The organism is Sulfobacillus thermosulfidooxidans (assembly GCF_001280565.1).
GTDB classification, from domain to species: Bacteria; Bacillota; Sulfobacillia; order Sulfobacillales; family Sulfobacillaceae; genus Sulfobacillus; species Sulfobacillus thermosulfidooxidans_A.
The window spans coordinates 2,558,332-2,576,186 of the sequence record NZ_LGRO01000001.1; the positions used below are offsets into that span (position 1 = coordinate 2,558,332).

14 protein-coding genes are annotated in these 17,855 nt (G+C 49.4%); 9 read left to right on the top strand and 5 right to left on the bottom strand.

Annotation, left to right across the window (positions count from 1 at the left end):
- Positions 1–44 precede the first annotated feature (44 nt).
- Positions 45–905, top strand: a complete 861-nt coding sequence (locus AOA63_RS12475; protein ID WP_053960004.1) for a PhzF family phenazine biosynthesis protein — start codon at positions 45–47, stop codon at positions 903–905.
- On the opposite strand, the gene AOA63_RS12480 is transcribed toward AOA63_RS12475, so the two are convergent.
- Positions 902–2,962, bottom strand: a complete 2,061-nt coding sequence (locus AOA63_RS12480; protein WP_242848331.1) for a transglycosylase domain-containing protein — start codon at positions 2,960–2,962, stop codon at positions 902–904. The genes AOA63_RS12475 and AOA63_RS12480 overlap by 4 nt on opposite strands.
- Before the next feature lie 330 nt (positions 2,963–3,292).
- Here AOA63_RS12480 and AOA63_RS12485 point away from each other — a divergent pair, with 330 nt between their 5' ends.
- The 4 genes from AOA63_RS12485 (at position 3,293) to argS (ending at position 7,174) form a co-directional block, all read left to right on the top strand.
- The gene (locus AOA63_RS12485; protein WP_020375487.1) at positions 3,293–3,754 is read left to right on the top strand and encodes a pyruvoyl-dependent arginine decarboxylase; all 462 of its coding nucleotides are present in this window, start codon (positions 3,293–3,295) and stop codon (positions 3,752–3,754) included.
- Between the two features lie 69 nt (positions 3,755–3,823).
- Complete coding sequence (speE, locus tag AOA63_RS12490; RefSeq protein ID WP_053960006.1) at positions 3,824–4,636, top strand: polyamine aminopropyltransferase; 813 nt, start codon at positions 3,824–3,826, stop codon at positions 4,634–4,636.
- Entirely contained in the window at positions 4,633–5,490 is an 858-nt protein-coding gene (speB, locus tag AOA63_RS12495) for an agmatinase (RefSeq protein WP_242848332.1), read from the top strand. Before speE ends, speB begins: the two co-directional genes overlap by 4 nt.
- A gap of 16 nt (positions 5,491–5,506) precedes the next feature.
- Positions 5,507–7,174, top strand: a complete 1,668-nt coding sequence (gene argS, locus AOA63_RS12500; protein WP_053960007.1) for an arginine--tRNA ligase — start codon at positions 5,507–5,509, stop codon at positions 7,172–7,174.
- 167 nt (positions 7,175–7,341) lie between these two features.
- On the opposite strand, the gene AOA63_RS12505 is transcribed toward argS, so the two are convergent.
- Positions 7,342–8,463, bottom strand: a complete 1,122-nt coding sequence (locus AOA63_RS12505; RefSeq protein WP_053960008.1) for a hypothetical protein — start codon at positions 8,461–8,463, stop codon at positions 7,342–7,344.
- Positions 8,464–8,909: 446 nt separating this feature from the next.
- On the opposite strand from AOA63_RS12505, the gene AOA63_RS12510 reads away from it, so the two are divergent.
- From AOA63_RS12510 to AOA63_RS12520, 3 genes are all read left to right on the top strand, one after another.
- Positions 8,910–9,347 carry a MarR family winged helix-turn-helix transcriptional regulator gene (locus tag AOA63_RS12510; protein ID WP_053960009.1) on the top strand — a complete coding sequence of 146 codons (438 nt, stop codon included), beginning with the start codon at positions 8,910–8,912 and terminating at the stop codon, positions 9,345–9,347.
- A 253-nt stretch (positions 9,348–9,600) separates the two neighbouring features.
- Complete coding sequence (gene aceB / locus AOA63_RS12515) at positions 9,601–11,175, top strand: malate synthase A (protein ID WP_053960010.1); 1,575 nt, start codon at positions 9,601–9,603, stop codon at positions 11,173–11,175.
- 123 nt (positions 11,176–11,298) lie between these two features.
- Positions 11,299–12,912 carry an L-lactate permease gene (locus AOA63_RS12520; RefSeq protein ID WP_242848333.1) on the top strand — a complete coding sequence of 538 codons (1,614 nt, stop codon included), beginning with the start codon at positions 11,299–11,301 and terminating at the stop codon, positions 12,910–12,912.
- A 62-nt stretch (positions 12,913–12,974) separates the two neighbouring features.
- On the opposite strand, the gene AOA63_RS12525 is transcribed toward AOA63_RS12520, so the two are convergent.
- Positions 12,975–14,627 carry an APC family permease gene (locus AOA63_RS12525; protein WP_053960012.1) on the bottom strand — a complete coding sequence of 551 codons (1,653 nt, stop codon included), beginning with the start codon at positions 14,625–14,627 and terminating at the stop codon, positions 12,975–12,977.
- A 442-nt stretch (positions 14,628–15,069) separates the two neighbouring features.
- On the opposite strand from AOA63_RS12525, the gene AOA63_RS12530 reads away from it, so the two are divergent.
- Entirely contained in the window at positions 15,070–15,480 is a 411-nt protein-coding gene (locus AOA63_RS12530; RefSeq protein ID WP_139061597.1) for a hypothetical protein, read from the top strand.
- 20 nt (positions 15,481–15,500) lie between these two features.
- On the opposite strand, the gene AOA63_RS12535 is transcribed toward AOA63_RS12530, so the two are convergent.
- Positions 15,501–16,094 carry an HNH endonuclease gene (locus AOA63_RS12535; protein ID WP_053960014.1) on the bottom strand — a complete coding sequence of 198 codons (594 nt, stop codon included), beginning with the start codon at positions 16,092–16,094 and terminating at the stop codon, positions 15,501–15,503.
- Positions 16,095–16,332: 238 nt separating this feature from the next.
- Positions 16,333–17,826: a nitrilase-related carbon-nitrogen hydrolase gene (locus tag AOA63_RS12540; protein WP_053960015.1), complete on the bottom strand. Its 1,494-nt coding sequence runs from the start codon at positions 17,824–17,826 to the stop codon at positions 16,333–16,335.
- Positions 17,827–17,855 lie beyond the last annotated feature (29 nt).

A 17,855-nucleotide genomic window follows, 5' to 3' on the forward strand; every position in this document is an offset into this window, starting at 1 on the left:
AGCCCTAGTGAGATCCCGAGCAAAAATGACGAAGGAGAATATTCGTGCCGAAACGACAATTGCCTTTTATGCAGGTGGACGTGTTTACGAGTCGTGCTTTAGGGGGAAATCCTCTAGCGGTATTTTATGATGTTCCCGGTTCCCTGGACGTTCACACGATGCAAGGCATTGCCCGAGAAATGAATTTATCGGAAATTGTGTTTGTAACCACCAAACCAGACCACGAAGGTCATTACCGAATCCGGATTTTTACGCCCTATGAAGAACTGCCCTTTGCGGGTCATCCGACATTAGGCACATATTTTGTGTTAAAAGCCAAAGGACTCTTAAATGGCCAAGGAATTCAAACCACTCACGCAGGAGATACATCGTGTTTTCAAGATGATCAACAGTGGGTGTGGATGATTCCGCCCAAGGGTCATGTCCGCAGTTTGCTTGTGAATGCGACCCGGTTGGCGGCGGCTTTAGGGGTTAATGATTTGTTTTTGAATGACATGATGCCCCCGGCAGCCTGCGGGACCGGATTAGATCAATTGATTGTTTTTGTGAACAATCCTCATATCTTGCCAGAACTTGATGCGCAATTCCCACGCATAAAAGCTCTTCAAAAAGATTTAGATGTTCAAGGTCTGTACATTCTGGCTATGGTGGGCGCAGGACATTACCGGGCTAGGTATTTTAGCCAGGAAGGTGAAGATCCCGCGACGGGATCGGCAGCAGCAGGTCTCGGAACATATTTACTGCAGAGTGCGGGAGAAACCGCTATTCGCCGCTATATTGTGGAACAAGGGCAAGATATGGGGCGTCCTTCGGAAATTCATATTCGTCTTAACGCTCTGTCCTTAGGTTCCCTGGAAGTGGGAGGGCGCGTTTCCCCGGTGATTGAAGGTCAATTCTTTATTTAAGGTGTTAAGGATTTCAAAATTTGCTTAAGCAATTGTTCACTTTGCGAAGAGGCCCCTTGGTGTTGGGAATTCTTCTTCCGGGATTTGGCATTGGCCCCGCTAGAAGAATCCCCGGAACAGCCGGGACTGATTTGGGTCGGTGTATGTCCTTTGATGAACACTTCGCGGTAGGATGTACAACAGCCGTTGGCCAACAAGCCTGTTCTGAGACATACCGATTTCCAGACGATGCCTGGCGGTTGTTTAAATGTTAACTTGGGTTGGTTGGATAGGGCCATGCGCATAAAATGCGCCCAAATGGGACCAGCGCCCAAATCACCGGTAAGACCTAAAGGGGAATCATTGTCATTGCCCACCCAGACGGCGCAAGCGAGCTGGGGTGTATAACCGACCAACCAGGCATCACGTTGTTGTGAGGAGGTCCCGGTTTTTGCTGCGGCGGGCCGGTTAATAATTGAGTGGAGATCATGCGCGGTGCCTTTGGGATTTAATAACGGGGCTGTGAACAAATTCGTGACAACATAAGCCACCTGGGGACTTAAGACCCGGGTCAAATGCGGGTGATCCTGAAAGACAACCTGCCCATTTTGATTTACAACTTTGAGGATACCAAAAGGCCTGACACGGCTACCGCCATTAGCTAAGGTGCTGACCCCTCGCGCCATTTCATAAGGCGTGACAGAAGACGATCCAAGCGCTGTGGTTAGATTGTCTGCCAAAGGGCTCTCAATGCCCATTTCATGGGCCATATGAATCATGGCTTCTGGACCTACGGTGTTCATCCATTTAACAGCAACAATATTGTCGGAATAGGCAATGGCCCGGCGTATGGTTAAGGGGCCGTTATACACATGCCCAAAGTTGTGGGGGACATACCATTTGCCGTGGCCAGCCGGGAAACGCACGGGGGCGGAATCTTTGACTGAGGATGTGGGATATCCGTCGTTAATGACCGTGGTATATAAAAAATATTTCATGGTGGATCCCGGTTGGCGAGCGGCTTTCGTCGCCCGGTCGAGCGAGGTTTTAGCAAAATCATCCCCGCCGACTAACGCTTCGACATAGCCGTTTTGGGGATTCATGGCGACAAGTCCGACTTCTGGTTCTGGCACGCCGTTCACATCCGTGGTACTTGGCATATACCAGGCTACGGCATTTTGCGCGGCTTGTTGCATGTGCCAATTCATGGTGGTGGTTACTCGGTAACCGCCGTCGTAGAGGTGGCGTCCAATTTTGGGGGAAAGGCTCATCAATTCGTCGGCAATAAATTTGGTAAAGTAAGGCGCCCGGTCGCCAATCGGTGTTGAACGGCACAAGTTTAACGGGGCTTGTTCGGCTAAAGCGGCCTGCTCAAGCGTAATGTAGTGGAGTTTAGCCATTTGTTTCAGCACGAGATTACGCCGAGCCAGCGCGGCGTCAGGATGAATATAGGGATCATAATAGGTAGGGGCATTGACCAAACCGGCCAGCAAAGCGGATTCTGGCAATGTCAGTGATTTTACGGAATGACCAAAATAAGTCTCAGATGCTGCTTCGACTCCGTAAGCTCCTTCACCGAAATAGACGTCATTAAGATACATAGTGAGAATTTGGCGCTTATCAAACATTGTTGATAGCTTGAGTGTGATCAATAATTCCTTGAATTTTCTCGAGAAGGTGCGTTGGTTACTTAAATATAAATTTTTGGCCAGTTGTTGCGTAATCGTACTTCCGCCTTGAAGAATTTGACCATTGGTAATATCGACGATGGCTGCTCGAACAATGCCAACGGGATCGATTGCGGGTTCAATCCAGTACGTGTCGTCTTCAATGGCCACGAGAGCATTTTGCATAGTTGGAGGAATGCTTTGATAGGGCACCGGCATACGGTTTTCTTGGCCGTAGAGCACCGATACGAGTTGCCCATGCTGGTCATAAATCATCGTATCGGCAGGCAGTTCAGGGACGGGCAAGGCCAACCAGGCCACCGGCAACACCAGAACTGTGGCGCCAATGACGAGGGCTGGGAGACTCACAAGGGCCGCGATATTGATGATTTTCTGTTGGATTCGTTTCACTATTGAAGGACGGTGTCTTTGCCGATTCCGCCTGCTTTCCATCATCATCCTCCTGACAGCTTCTTTTGACCGAAGAGCCCAATATCCCTGGTTAGTATTGCTGGACGCAGAAAAAACATTTGATCCATTAAATGGAGGGAAGAGTATAGTGGCATAGCGTAAACACGCATAAATGTGCATGAAAAGATGCTAAACGGCCACAATGTGATTGTCAGCACCATTCCAACGAGAATTTACGGTTTATTTGCCCAATGCGGTCAGAAACATTGTATTCTTGACGGCGTTTGTTATAATTTGCAAGGAAATTTGTCCGCATAAGGAGGCACACTGGTGCTAGACACGCCGAAGAAATTTACGTTAATTGCAGGGTCGGCTGAAGGACCCAGTCGCTTAAACGCGTTTGACAATGCATTGTTAGCTGCAGGTATTGGGAATGTCAACTTGATCCGTGTCAGTTCGATTCTTCCCCCCAATGCTATTGAAGTGCCCCACTTGGAGATTATTCCGGGGCAATTAATGCCGACAGCTTACGGCACCATTACATCGGAGATTGCTGGCGAGACAATTTCGGCAGCGGTTGCGGTGGGAATTGGCGAACAGGATGAATATGGCGTTATCATGGAATTTTCTGGGCGTTGTGGGCAGCAAGAAGCCGAAGAGACCGTCACGGAAATGGTGCGTGCAGCGTTTCGGCAACGGCAAAGAGAACTCAAACGCGTCATAGTGCGAGCAAAAGAACACCAGGTGCAATCAATTGGTTGTGCATTTGCCGCCGTCGCATTGTGGTACTAAGGGGAACGGAACAATTTTGGTGAGACCACCAGTCCGTGACTGGCGTTGGGAAAGGCAGGACGATGAGTGATGAATACGTGGTTTACTGAGCTTCAAACCCGTAATGTGAGCCTAGGGCTCCGCATTGAGGATGTGTTATGGCATGAAAAGACCCCGTACCAGGAATTAGCGGTGTTGCAAACCGAGGCATATGGCCGCATGCTGGTCTTAGATGGGGCCATTCAAACCACCATTGTCGACGAGTTTGTCTATCATGAAATGATTACCCATGTTCCCCTTCTTCTTCATCCCAATCCCAAGAAAGTGGCGGTGGTAGGGGGCGGGGATGGCGGTGCCATCCGAGAAATTTTGAAACATCCGAGTGTTGAAGAGGCGCATCTCATTGAAATCGATGAAAAAGTCGTCGAAGCCAGCAAACGGTTTTTACCCGAAATTTCTGAGGCGCTGGACGATGAGCGGGCCCACGTACATTTCACTGATGGCATTGCCTGGATGAAACAAGCTCGGGATTATGATGTGATTATGGTGGATTCAACCGATCCGGTGGGACCCGCTGAGGGGCTATTTGTTCCTGAATTCTATCAAAGTATCTATGACGCATTGGGTCCTGATGGGATTATGGTCGCTCAATCGGAATCGCCCTTCTTAGAGCCTGATATAATTCAACGGGTCATGGCCGGGGTTTCTAAAGCATTTCCTGTGGCTCGTCTTTATTTGGCCAGTATTCCCACGTATCCCTCAGGCCTATGGAGCTTTACGTTGGGTTCCAAAAAACCCTTACAAGCGCCCAGACAGGCGTCGTTTAAGACCCGTTATTGGACCCCTGAAATTCAAACCAGTTGTTTTCAGTTGCCCCGTTTTGTGGAGGACCTCATCCGGTGACGACGTTATTTAGCAAAACCGACACATTTCTTGGTATGTATAGTCAATGGGATGAGGCTGATTGGATTTATTTTGGGATCCCCATGGACTTTACCGTTTCCTTTCAGCCGGGATCTCGCTTTGGCCCCTCCCGGGTTCGGGAAGCATCTTATGCCATTGAGACATACTCTTTAGCCCAAGATCGGGATTTGGAAGCAATCAAGGTCCATGATGCGGGAGAAGTGGAACTGCCTTTTGGGAATGTGACAGAAAGCCTGGAACGGATCCACCAAGCGGCGTGGTCGGTGATTTCCGCAGACAAAAGGTTTTTTGCTTTGGGAGGGGAGCATTTAGTCAGTCTTCCCCTGGTTCAGGCTTTAGTCAAGCGCTATCCGGATTTGGTGATTGTGCATTTTGACGCCCATGCGGATCTTCGCCAGGACTATATGGGAGAAACATTGTCCCATGCTACGGTAATGCGGCGCATCTGTGAGTGGATCAAACCAGGAAATCTATACCAATTCGGCATCCGCTCGGGGACTCGCGATGAAGTGCAATTTGCCCGGGAATTTGGACATTTGTATCCGCATGAAGTGTTAGATCCCCTAAAGCATGTCCTGCCTGAGTTGCAGGGTCGCCCTGTCTATGTCACTATAGACATTGACGTGATTGATCCCGCATTTATGCCCGGAACGGGCACGCCAGAACCCGGCGGGATTTCCTCGCGCGAGGCACTTGAAGCGGTTCGATTGCTCAAAGGCCTTCATGTTGTGAGCATGGACTTAGTGGAAACGATGCCCGCTTATGATTTGTCCCAGCGTTCGGCTGTGTTAGCCGCCAAATTAGTCCGGGAAGCATTATTGGCAATAGGCTGACAGGGGGGAAGGACTCGTGACATCCCGTTTGGATAACGCGCGCGAGCAGATTGCTCGGGCGATTACGGCGTGGCTCCAACAACAAGGGCTAGAAGCTCTGAAAAACCGAGTAGAAGTGGATGTGCCGACTGAGGAAGGGCATGGCGACTTAACATCAAACATCTGTTTAAGGATTGCCAAAGAGGCCAAAAAAGCCCCGCGTCTTTTGGCACAAGACATGGCAGCAAAGCTGGCGTCTGATCTGCGAGATCTGGTGACTGAAGTGGAGGCTGCAGGGCCCGGTTTCTTAAACTTTACCCTGTCTACCGAGTGGTTAGCGCAAGTGGTCAATGATATTCGCGTGCAAGGGTCCGATTATGGACACAGCGACTGGGGGCAGGGTCAGCGGGTCCTCATTGAATTTGTCTCAGCGAATCCCACTGGGCCCTTGGTGATTGTCAGCGGGCGGGCAGCAGCTGTTGGCGATAGCTTGGCCCGGATCTTGAATGCCAATGGGTTTCGTGCCGACCGCGAATTTTATGTGAACAATGCGGGCAATCAAATTTTGAAACTGGGACAGGCCATTTACTTGCGCATTAAACAGCTTTACGGTGAAGTTATCCCATCATGGCCGGAGGGCGTCTATCCAGGAGAGTACGTCATTGAGGTGGCGCAGAAATTTCTTGACGCTCACCCCGGTTTTAGTGTACCCGAACCCAGTGAATCGGTGTATGAGGAGCTTGGTCAATTTGGCGCCAATTATTTGCGGCAAATCCAAGAAAATATCTTGAGGAACTTTGGCGTAGAATTTGAACACTGGACTTATGAAAAGGATCTGCGTGATCAAAAAGCCCCCGAAGCTATTGTCACCCGGCTTGAGTCGTTAGGCTTTGTTAAAGAAGAAGACGGGGCTAAATGGTTTGTTTCTACGCAGTTTGGTGACGACAAAGATCGGGTCTTAGTAAAGTCCGATGGCAGTTATACGTATTTTGTTCCCGATGCCGCGTACCATGCGCAAAAATTTGAACGGGGCTATGACTGGGTTATTGATTTGTTAGGTCCTGACCACCATGGGTATATTGGCCGAATGCGGGCTTTGGTTCAGGCGTTGGGATTCCCTCAAGACCATCTCGAAATCATGATTATCCAGCTGGTCCGCCTGGTTCGCGACAATCAAGTGGTGCGCATGTCCAAACGGGGTGGTCAATTTGTGACCTTGGAAGATCTCATTGAAGAAGTGGGAGTGGACCCCGCGCGATATTTCTTTTTAGAGCGCGCCCCGAATACGCCGATGGACTTTGATTTAGGTCTGGCGGAATTGAAGAGCAATGAAAATCCGGTCTATTATATTCAATATGCTGCAGCCCGGATTCATAGTGTGCTTCGCCAGTGGCGGCAAAGCCATCAAGAACCATTTACCTGGAATCCTGGTTTGTTATCAGCTCCTTTAGAGCGTCGTCTCTTATTTGTATTGGCACGGTTTCCAGATATTCTTAAACGGGCGGCGATCGATCGAGCACCGCAGTACCTGCCGAAATATTTGACGGAATTAGCGGCAGCCTTTCATTCTTTCTACCGTCAACACCGCATCTTGGAAGAGGATCCTGCACTCAGTATGGCCCGGATTGCCCTAAGCGAAGCAACATTGATTGTGATCTCTTCAGGACTCGGGTATTTAGGGATTTCGGTTCCCGAAAGCATGTAAGACCACTGACGGATATAGCATGCCTGGCACTATGATATGGTGCCAGGCATCTTCAAGTTTTCGTGGCCATGAAGCACAGGTCCTTCGGCTAAGCAAGTACTAGGACTGAAGAAAACAAGCCACGGCGGGATCGAAAACTGGGCATGGCTTGTTGTGAGGCATTTTTTTTATTTGTGGAAGCTGTGGTGATGCCACATTCCACGCATCGGCAGACCGGAGTGAGTGACCATCTGATCAATCCGGGTGCTAAGGTGCGCCTCGATTTTGTTGGCTTGGGTCTGAGATATTCTGCCCTTGGATACCGCCAGATTAATCCGGGCTTTGGCATCGGTGAGCAGGGTATTTTCTAAAGCTGTTGCCGACGAGCCATGATTTGCGGCAATGGTGGCGAGACTCTCCCCGGCTTTGAGGTCGGCTCTTACAGTGCTTGGCGAGAGGTTCAGATCTTTGGCCACGGTGGGGAGGACAGGGCCCATCAAGCCGAAATGGCGAGGTTTATGGTTCCATGCTCCCGGCATCGGCAGGCCGGAGTGAGTGACCATGTGTTCAATCCGGGTGCTAAGATGCGCCTCGATTTTGTTGGCTTGGGTCTGAGATATTCTGCCCTTGGATACCGCCAGATTAATCCGGGCTTTGGCATCGGTGAGCAGGGTATTTTCTAGAGCAGCTGCCGACGAGCCATGATCCTGAGCAATGGTGGCAAGACTTTGCCCGGCTTTGAGGTCGGCTCTTACAGTGCTTGGCGAAAGGTTCAGATCTTTGGCCACGGTGGGGAGGACAGGGCCCATCAAGCCGAAATGGCGAGGTTTATGGTTCCATGCTCCCGGCATCGGCAGGCCGGAGTGAGTGACCATGTGATCAATCCGGGTGCTAAGATGCGCCTCGATTTTGTTGGCTTGGGTTTGAGATATTCTGCCCTTGGATACCGCCAGATTAATCCGGGCTTTGGCATCGGTGAGCAGGATATTTTCTAGAGCAGCTGCCGACGAGCCATGATTGTCGGCAATGGTGGCAAGACTTTCCCCGGCTTTGAGGTCGGTTTTGAGCGTGTGCGGTGAGATGTTGAGCGCCTTGGCTGCGTCAAGCATCATGAAGCGGCCAGCAAAAGCGTCTTTCCTGCGATGCCAAAAATGCCCCTGACTATTTGACGCGGGAGCCTTAGCATTAGCCGACAGCTCAATGTTTTGAAGCGTTGAGCCATTAGGCGTTCCTCCATGAAGAACACCCGCGGCGGAAGCGCCTCCCGCGACTAAAAGGCCAGCGGCTAGAATTGTGATGGATTTCATCATACAGTGTCACACTCCTCAGCAACTTGTGGGGTTCGGTTCTTCGCCCCTATATAGTAAACCCAAGAAGTGTTTCTAAGATGTTGCTTGTCTCTGAAGAATTGCTGAAAAAGTTCATAGAGTGAACTATTTTCTAAGAGAATGGCGTGAATCTGATGCAGTACCGGGGTTAACCATTACCCAGGTCAATAAGGACTACAAGACCGAAGATTTTTCCCTCAAGATCTTTCGCTTTCCGACAAAAAATGATACGGTAGATAGCTACGACGTATTTCGGCTGAGTCTGTCACGATGATATTTTCTAAGAAATATGGGTGTTTCCCAGTTTGTCATTTCTTTACCTGCATCGTTCTGAGAGATAATCATGAGCGGAAATCAGGAATATGGCATAATACGAAGAGAAGAATACAAGAACATGTCAAACGCGACGACAAACAAGGAGGCAGCTATTGGCCGAACCAGACATTTTAGATGAGCTTGTCATTGAAGTCGAACGGTTTATCCGCACAGGCTGGCGATGGCGTGCTCAGGCATCTTTTTCCTCGCTCAATGGAGCTGAGGTGCGCGTGCTCATGATTGTATCCCGGCATGGTCAGATGAGTGCTTCCGATTTGGCTGATAAGATGGGAGTGGGCCGGCCCGCGACCTCGTCCGTCATTCGGCGGCTACGCCATCAAGGATATCTTCAACAAGAACAAGATACCGATGATCACCGTCGCCATTTACTATCTTTAACCCCGAAAGGCGAACAGATGGTGGAAGAATTGCGGGGTATTCGCCGCAAGATCTGGCACGATCATCTTCAAGCGCTGTCTGTGGATGAACAGCGCATCTTACTGAAATTGATAAAAAAGATTTCCGAATCGGCTCTGGCATCTAAAGCATAGCGCCTTACCTATCACCGTTTGTTGCAAAAAAGGTCTTCATACAGATTTAATCAGCGCGGGGCGATTGGTACTGGTGACCCGCGTTATTATTTTCCCCAAGTAACTTGGGAATTGATTGCCGTTCTCCTTCCTCTGACCTCAACCTCTTGGCATTTCGCCCAAAATAACTAGATGAACCTCTTTTGGTGTTATTAATATACGAATGGTTCATCATTATAGCATTGTGCCAAGGCCTTTGATGGAGGGAAATTCCATGGCAGTGATCATTAACGGTCCGGATGTACCGGGAAGGGACCAACTTCTGACAGACGACACATTAATCTTCTTAAGTGAACTGCATGCCCAATTTGAAGAGCGCCGCCGCAAGCTGCTCGAGCGACGCCAATCCATTCAAGAAAACCTTCTTAGGGGCGAAAGGCCGGATTTTCGCAAGGACACCGAAGACATTCGTCAAGGGAATTGGGAAGTCGGAAATATTCCTCATGATCTTTTAGATCGGCGCGTGGAAATCACGGGCCCAACAGACGCCAAAATGATTATCAATGCCCTAAATTCTGGGGCTAAAGTGTATATGGCCGATTTTGAGGACGCTAATAGTCCATGGTGGCAGAACATGATTCAAGGCCAAATCAACTTGACCCGGGCGATATCACGCACCCTGACTTATACTTCGCCCAAAGGCGACCACTATCAATTAAAAGACAATCTGGCAACTTTGATTGTCAGACCCCGGGGTTGGCATCTAGACGAAGCTCATGTGCTTGTGGATGGTCAAAGGATATCCGCATCGCTTTTTGATTTTGGAGTCTATGTCTTTCACAATGGACACCGTCTGGTTGCCCAGGGAAGCGGCCCTTATTTTTACCTGCCGAAGTTAGAAAATATGGAAGAAGCACAATTATGGAATGATGTTTTTGATTGGACCGAGAAGCGTTTAGGCTTGGCGCCGGGAACGATCAAGGCGACAGTCCTGATTGAAACCATCTTAGCGGCTTTTGAGATGGAGGAAATTTTGTGGGCGCTAAAAGATCATGTCGTGGGCCTCAATGCGGGACGGTGGGATTATCTTTTTAGCATCATAAAAAAATTTCGCCATCTAAGCAATGTCTTGGCTGCCGATCGCCAATCGATCACCATGACAGTTCCCTTTATGCGGGCCTATACGGAACTTTTGGTCAAGACTTGCCATCGTCATGGGGCTTATGCCATTGGGGGAATGGCCGCTTTTATTCCCAGCCGGCGTCATCCCGAAATTAACCAAGTCGCCTTAGCCAAGGTGCGCGAAGACAAGGAGCGTGAAGCTCATGATGGCTATGACGGCACCTGGGTGGCGCATCCCGATTTAGTGCCAGTGGCGATGGAGGTCTTCAACCAAGCACTTGGCGAGGAGAGAAACCAAAGGCACCGGTTACGGGATGATGTGCAGGTGAATGCCCAGGACTTGTTAGACTTTAGCGTACCAGAAGGACAGCGAACCGAAGAAGGGCTGGTTAATAACGTGGCTGTCGGTATTCAGTACCTCGCCTCGTGGTTCGCTGGTAATGGGGCCGTAGGACTTTATAACCTCATGGAGGATGCGGCCACAGCGGAAATTTCCAGGGCGCAGGTGTGGCACTGGATTCAACACGGGGTCTCTTTAGATCATCATAGTCCTCTGACCCATGAGACGGTCGATAGAATCATTCAACAGGGGATGCAGGAATGGGGAGAGCAGTGGGAGTACCTACCTCAAGCGGTGGAGCTCTTTCGTGAAGTCGCCTTGTCCCCCCAGTGGATAGACTTTTTGACACAACCCGCCTATGAAAAGCTATTGAAGGCAGGACGCTGAAAGAGGGGAGACCCTCTTTCATCAGCTACACAAAATTGAGAACAATCGGTATCGTCTAAATTCTCTCTTTACGGCTTTATTCCTAGCGCATGAATCACTTGGATCATGATACGAGGAGGCACAATGGTGTTTCATCAAATCTTAAATCCCGCGCATCATGTCGCTTTGACCGCGATATTTGCGTTAATTCCTTTTGCCGTGCTTCTCAGCTTATTGGCCGGTTTTCGCATTACAGCCTGGTTGTCTGTCATCATTGGATCCGTTGTAACCCTCGCCATGGCAGTTGGGGTATGGAAAATGCCGTTCGTCACAGGACTTCATGCCTATTTTTTGGGGAGTCTCACCGGATTTTGGGATATTGATTGGATTACCTTGTGGGGTGTGGTGATTTTCAATACGCTCACCTTAACGGGCATATTTGATACCTTCAAAACATGGCTCATTAGTCAAGCTACAGCCGATATCCGGGTTCAAACCATTTTGTTAGCGTGGTCCTTGGGAGCGCTGCTTGAGGGATTGGTCGGATTTGGTTATCCCTGGGCAGTCATGGCGCCGATTCTGATCGGATTTGGCATTGTCGAATTAGATGCTATCCGAGTAGCCGCCATTGCCAACAATGCGCCGGTGTCTTACGGCGCATTAGGAGTACCGATCATCGCGCTAGCCGCAGTCACTGGCCTGCCCTTGTTAAGCTTGTCAGCTTCTGTTGGTAAAATCGTGGCCGTATTAGCTCTTCTGCCCCCATGGCTCTTGATTTATTTAGTCACCGGCAAAAAAGGTTTGCGCGACGGATGGCCTCTTGCAGTTGTGGGATCCTTATCCTATATTTTGGGACAATTTCCTGTATCGCAGTGGGTCGGCCCTTATCTTCCCGACATTACCGGATCGCTCGTTTCCTTCGGGGCCTTGCTGCTTTTCTTGCGGGTGTGGCGTCCGCGTCATATTTTGGGCTATGGCGGTGTCGAACTCGATGAAGTGGCCGCAGCAGGTCCCGATTTACCCAAGCTCAGTGCCAACGAGGTGTGGCGTGCGTGGATGCCGTTTATTGTCTTAATTGTCGTGGTGGTTTTATGGACGGGTCCCTGGTCGCCTTTACCGAAAATTAGCTGGCTGCTGTTAAAAGTGACCGGAATTTCTTCGATTTCTCACAAGGTGACAGATGTCGAATTTAGCTTTACCCCGTTTGTTGGGGGCACTTCGATTTTGGCTTCGTGGCTCGTCATCTTGCTCTTTGTGCGGCCTAAAGCCTCCATGTTGAAACAAATCTTTCAAAAAACGCTATATCAGATGTGGGGAGCTATTGTCGTCGGAATCTTTATCTTCGGCTTAGCGGATGTTTTTAACTTTTCGGGAATGGCGGCTTCTCTAGCTTATGCCTTTAGTCGAATCGGTCCAGCCTTTATCTTGTTAGCGCCCATTTTGGGATGGATTGGAGTGGCGCTGTCAGGGAGCAACACCTCAACGAATGCGATGTTTGGCGTGATGCAAACCTTAGTCGGCAAACTGCTTGGATTTCCCATTTTGCTGCTTCCTTCGTTGAATTCTGTGGGAGCTGAAGTTGGCAAGCCGATAGCGCCACAAACAGCCAGTGTCGGCGTGTCGACCAGTCAGTATGTCAGAAGCGAAGGCGCTGTGATTCGCCATAATTTGGGCTGGACGTTAGTGGTGTTAGCGTGGCTAATTGTGGTTGGACTCTTGTATTACTTTTTGGCTCCGGGATTGATGCGGCTGTCCTAAACAGATCAATGGCACAAAAATCAAACGGGCCTTAAGCTTTTTCTTAAGGCCCGTTTGTCTTCTTATTGGCGATGAGGACGAGCATGGGGCACAGGTGATGAGTGATTTTCTTGTTCTCTTCTGGAAGAGGAAGACTCCTGTAGCCGGTCGGCAAGGTCCTTTGTGTGATAGCCGCTTTTTACTCCCCAGTAATAAAAGGCGAGAGAAAAAACGGCGACGACGACGAGATCCCATGGATAGGGAATGATGCCTTTTCCGTGATTCGCCGGTGAACCGAAAATACCGGATCCGATATAAGACATGATGAGCATAAACAATAAGAAGACAATGAGCCAAGTAGCCGATTTAACCGATTGTTTATCCGGCCGGGCAATTTCTTGGGGAGCGGTGAATCCAGCTAACAGGTAAAGAATCAGGCCGGCCAAAATGATCCCTAATAAGGGGGCATTGGTGTTCCAACCCGTCCAATAAATAATTAATGATCCTCCGATAAAGGCTAAAGGAGCAATGAGACCTAAGGAGCCAAGGCGTACCGGACGGTTCTCGTGGAGGGCTGTGCGCCGAAATACCGCGGCTGATACCGGGCCGGTAATATAGGTTAAGACGGCGGCCGATGATGCGACCGCAACCAATGCCTGCCAGGCGGGGAAGGGCGCGAGAAAAATAATGCCGACAATGAGTCCCGCCGTTAATGCCGAGACGGGTACGCCGGTTAATGGATCCACTTTCCGAAAAATTTTGGGAACATGACGATTTTGAGCCAAGGCATAGAGTACTCTAGGAGTCGTGGCCATATAAACATTGCCTGTGCCTAAGGGAGAGATGATGGCGTCAGCAAAAATTAACACGCCAAACCAAGCCAAATTTAAGGTGAGAGCCAATTGGGCAAAAGGAGCGCTGTAGGACAGGCTTTGCCAACCGTGTGCGAGTAGTGATGAGGGCACTGCACCGATAAATACCACCTGCAACAGGGTATATAAAGCAATACCAATAATGAGCGACAAGACCACGGCCAAAGGCACGTCCCGTCCTGGATTTTTGGCTTCTCCGCTTAAATCGACGGCCTGGCGAAATCCAAGATATGAAAAGACGACACCTGCAGTCGACACGACTTTCATCATGCCGGCACTTCCGCCGGGCATAAATCCATCAACATGGAAGTTGCGGGCGTGAAAGCCAAAAATAAAGAAGAGCACAATTGTTAACGATGGCATGAAAAATTTCAGTAAAGTTAAGGGTGTGTTAACCCGGGCAAAGGTCCGGACGCCAAAATAGTTAATCGTGTAAAACACGATCATCAGACCTGCCGCCGTCATGAGCCCCAGTAAAGAAATTGTCCCGTGAGCACCTTTAAATGCGGGAATATAACTTTGAGCATAGGTCACAACCGCTTCGGATTCCACGGCAGGTAATGCCGAGTAGGCCACGAACGCGGCCCAGCCGATAATGAAACTGGCTAAGGGACCATGGGAATATTGGGGATAGCGGGCTATCGCTCCCGCTTCGGGCAAAAAGCTACCTAATTCCGCATAGACCAAACCTAATAGCATGACGACAAGACCCGCAATAAGCCAACTTAACACGGCAGAAGGTCCCGCCCCTTGGGCCGCACTCTGCGACGCCAAAAGCCATCCTGAGCCGATAATCGCACCTAAGGAAGCCATAGTTAAATCAAGCAATGATAATTCCTTTTTTAAATGCGTTTGCAGTGTCATCACTCCCATATCTTATTGTCACAATCATTTGGACATGATCAGCGGACACGAAATCTTAAGGATAACGTGTCCAATTTTTTATCTTAGTACGCAGTGATATCTTGTGCCTATCCGCGAATCCGACTAATTTTTACTGTTTTTTTAATCGCTATTTTCATGCATGTGGAACTTGGCTCATACTTCCCATTCATCCGTTTTTTGGTGGGGAGATGTCTTGGACTATTCGCTCCATCCGTAGGGTCGTGGTATCTCTTGCCGGTTTTTGGGTTTTCGTCCGTTTTGGGAACGTGCTATCATGACCATGGTAACGATTTAAGAGATCCTCTTGAGGAGAGGAAACATGAAGGCGGTGTGAGGGACCGGCAAAAATGAGAGGAGGATGCGGTGTTTGTCCCCGTTTTGTGTGATGAGGATGTTCCACCGTGACTGACTGATGAAAAAGATGACGATAATCAGCGCCAGTGCTGCAGTGTTCGGGATTGTTGTCATTGGAGCGATCTGGATTGGCACACAAAGTGGCAGTTGGCAAGTAGTGCATGATCAGGGACAAAGTTTAACCATTCCGGCAACGTGGCATCAAACGGATCATGGACAAGCCTACCTAGAACAAGGGCATCCGCAAGATGGCTTGTGGTTTTTGAAGGCATTTCCGTCACAAGACCTGCCGCCTGCCGCCAAAAAATTGCCCAAGGTCGGCCCGCATATTCATGAATGGCAAATCAATGAGGCGAATCATTTTACCTATTATGCTGTCTGGACAGGGCATAACCAAACCCAAGCCATTAAAATCCACGTGCCAAAATCCCAACAAAATCTCGCCCAAGCGGTTCTAGGAAGTTGGCAACCAGGATAGACGATAGACCTTTAAGGTCCTTAGGGCACGAAGAATTGTAAAAAGGGCCGGGGATCAGGATGAAACCGGCTCAAGGGTTCTTGAGGGGGCTTGGGTCTTGCGGTGTCAAAGACACCTTGCCGAAACGATACCCAGATCTGCGCTTCCTCTTTACTCGCACAAGATTGGATAGGGCGGGAACTTAAAGACACTTTGGCTTTTAACAGGGCCTCAGATTCATTGCGCAAAATTTTCAATATCACTGGATGAGTAGGTTTAAAACCTGTCCAGGCAATGAATTGTGAAGGTAGAGCATTGTTACGGGAATGATTGCAAGACCGGCATGCAATCACACAATTATCCAAGGTGGTTCGACCACCCCAGGAAATAGGGAGAACATGTTCCAAAGTGGATCCGGGACCGTGACACCATGCACACGTAAATCCATCACGTTGGCGAACTAACCGGTAAATTTTCCGGTAAGCGAGAGGACGGTAATTAAGATGGAGAACACCGTCGATGAAGCGCGCTAAACCATCACGAAGATTTTGCTCCGCTTTTGCCCAACTGCACGGTGATAACATCTGTCCCCGCAAATCGACGACCGGAACTTTATCTAGGACCGGCTCCTCCATTTGGAATCCTCCTTACAGGAGTATTATACCGCAACTTTTTGACGGTTAAAAATAGAGGAGCCTTCGGACAGTAAAGAATGATTCGTTGAGTCTAGCTATTTAGAACTAGAGAATGTCGTGTGTTGATAAGGTGATCATACCGCGGCCATGACTAAGAATCCGCAAGAATATCCACACCACTGTGGACAAATGTTGATAAGTCTGTGGAAAAATATGTTCGTGGCCGCGAGAGAGGATATTATCCTTGCCGTCTGATCACGGTTAATTTGTTTTGACTCACGGCATTGGCGGCATCGAAAAACAATTTTTTAGCGCGCTGACCCGAGAGCTCTGCCCATTCTATCGCCGAGACTAAAGGTTTGAGCGACTCAAGTTTTTGCCATTCTTCCAAAAAATGACTTTCCGCTCCGCCGCTGCCAAAAATGAGACGACTGGGACCTAAAAGGCTAATAGTGCGTTGTAACAACTCTACAGAAAGCAAAGAAGTTTCTAAATATAATTGGGGATAGCGGCTGGCTAACATAACGACTTCGTCCCAAAAGGGTGACATTGTTCCTGCGTGTACCATGATGACGGGGACATCGGGAATTTTTTGTAGGAACTCATCCCAAAAAATGGGCGATTCCCATCTAAGCGGCATGGGACCAGGTCCGGTATGGATAACAACAGGCCGTTTAAATCGGGAAATCACGGGGGTAAGAGCCAATACTTCCGGATCATAGGGGAGATGATGATGAAGTGCTGGATAAAGGTAGGTTCCGGCAGCTCCCTGTTCGAGAAGAGACTCTAGTTCCCCACTCTGACCCGGGATGCCCGGAGCTAAAGCCAGCCAACGGGGATTGTCTTGGGCCACATGCAATAATTGCTGGCCAATATGCGAAGGTTCATGGGTCATTAGAGCGCCCCAGTCCAGCAAAAGTTTTTTCTCGGCCTCCGGCTCAATGGCGCGTTTGGGGTGGCAGGCAAGGCCCGGGGGGGCGGAAGTGAGGGGAATATAATACGAAACATCGGTTACGCCTAGCTGGATTAAGGGAGCTTGGGGGTCCTCGGTTAATAATAAGGTGGGTTCTTCGCCCGCCATGCTGAGAAGGCGCCCTTTATGCGAAATCACCGCGCCACCAATATAATTTTGCCCCGCAAAACGCCCGAGTAATGGGGATACCATGACCGTGCCTTGAATATCCAAACTATGACGGATGGCTAATTCTTGTAGCTGGTTGCGCTCTGCAACATTGCGGGGACTTGTCGCCATCACCACCATATCGGGTTGATAACTGCGAGCGTTATCCCATAAGTCGCCGTCTAAGGCGTCTAAACCGAGTAAAATCACGAGACGCCCAAAACGGGTATGAATGACGGAAATACCCGATCCTGGCTCAAACCAAGGCCGTTCTGTGGGGTGAAAGATTATTTTGGCTTGCGTGCCCACAATCGTTCCATCTTGTTCGATAACGAGCCCTTTTTGTTGTTTTTTCACGGATTCGTTATCTAGAACCCTCAAACTGCCAGTGATGATCATGAGCCCAAGTTCACGAGCCATAAGACTTAAATTATTGGTAAATCGATTAGGAATGACTTCTACAGGATTTAATCCAAGAAACCATTCTGGAAACACAACAATCTCTGCTCCCCGGCTCGCCGCCTGGCGAATGCATTCCACAGCCCGTGTCAGAGCCTTGTCCAACTCCCGCATATAAGCGATTTGGCAGATGGCGATGCGTGGAATAGACATGGATATTCCCCCTTGTACTAGGAATATCA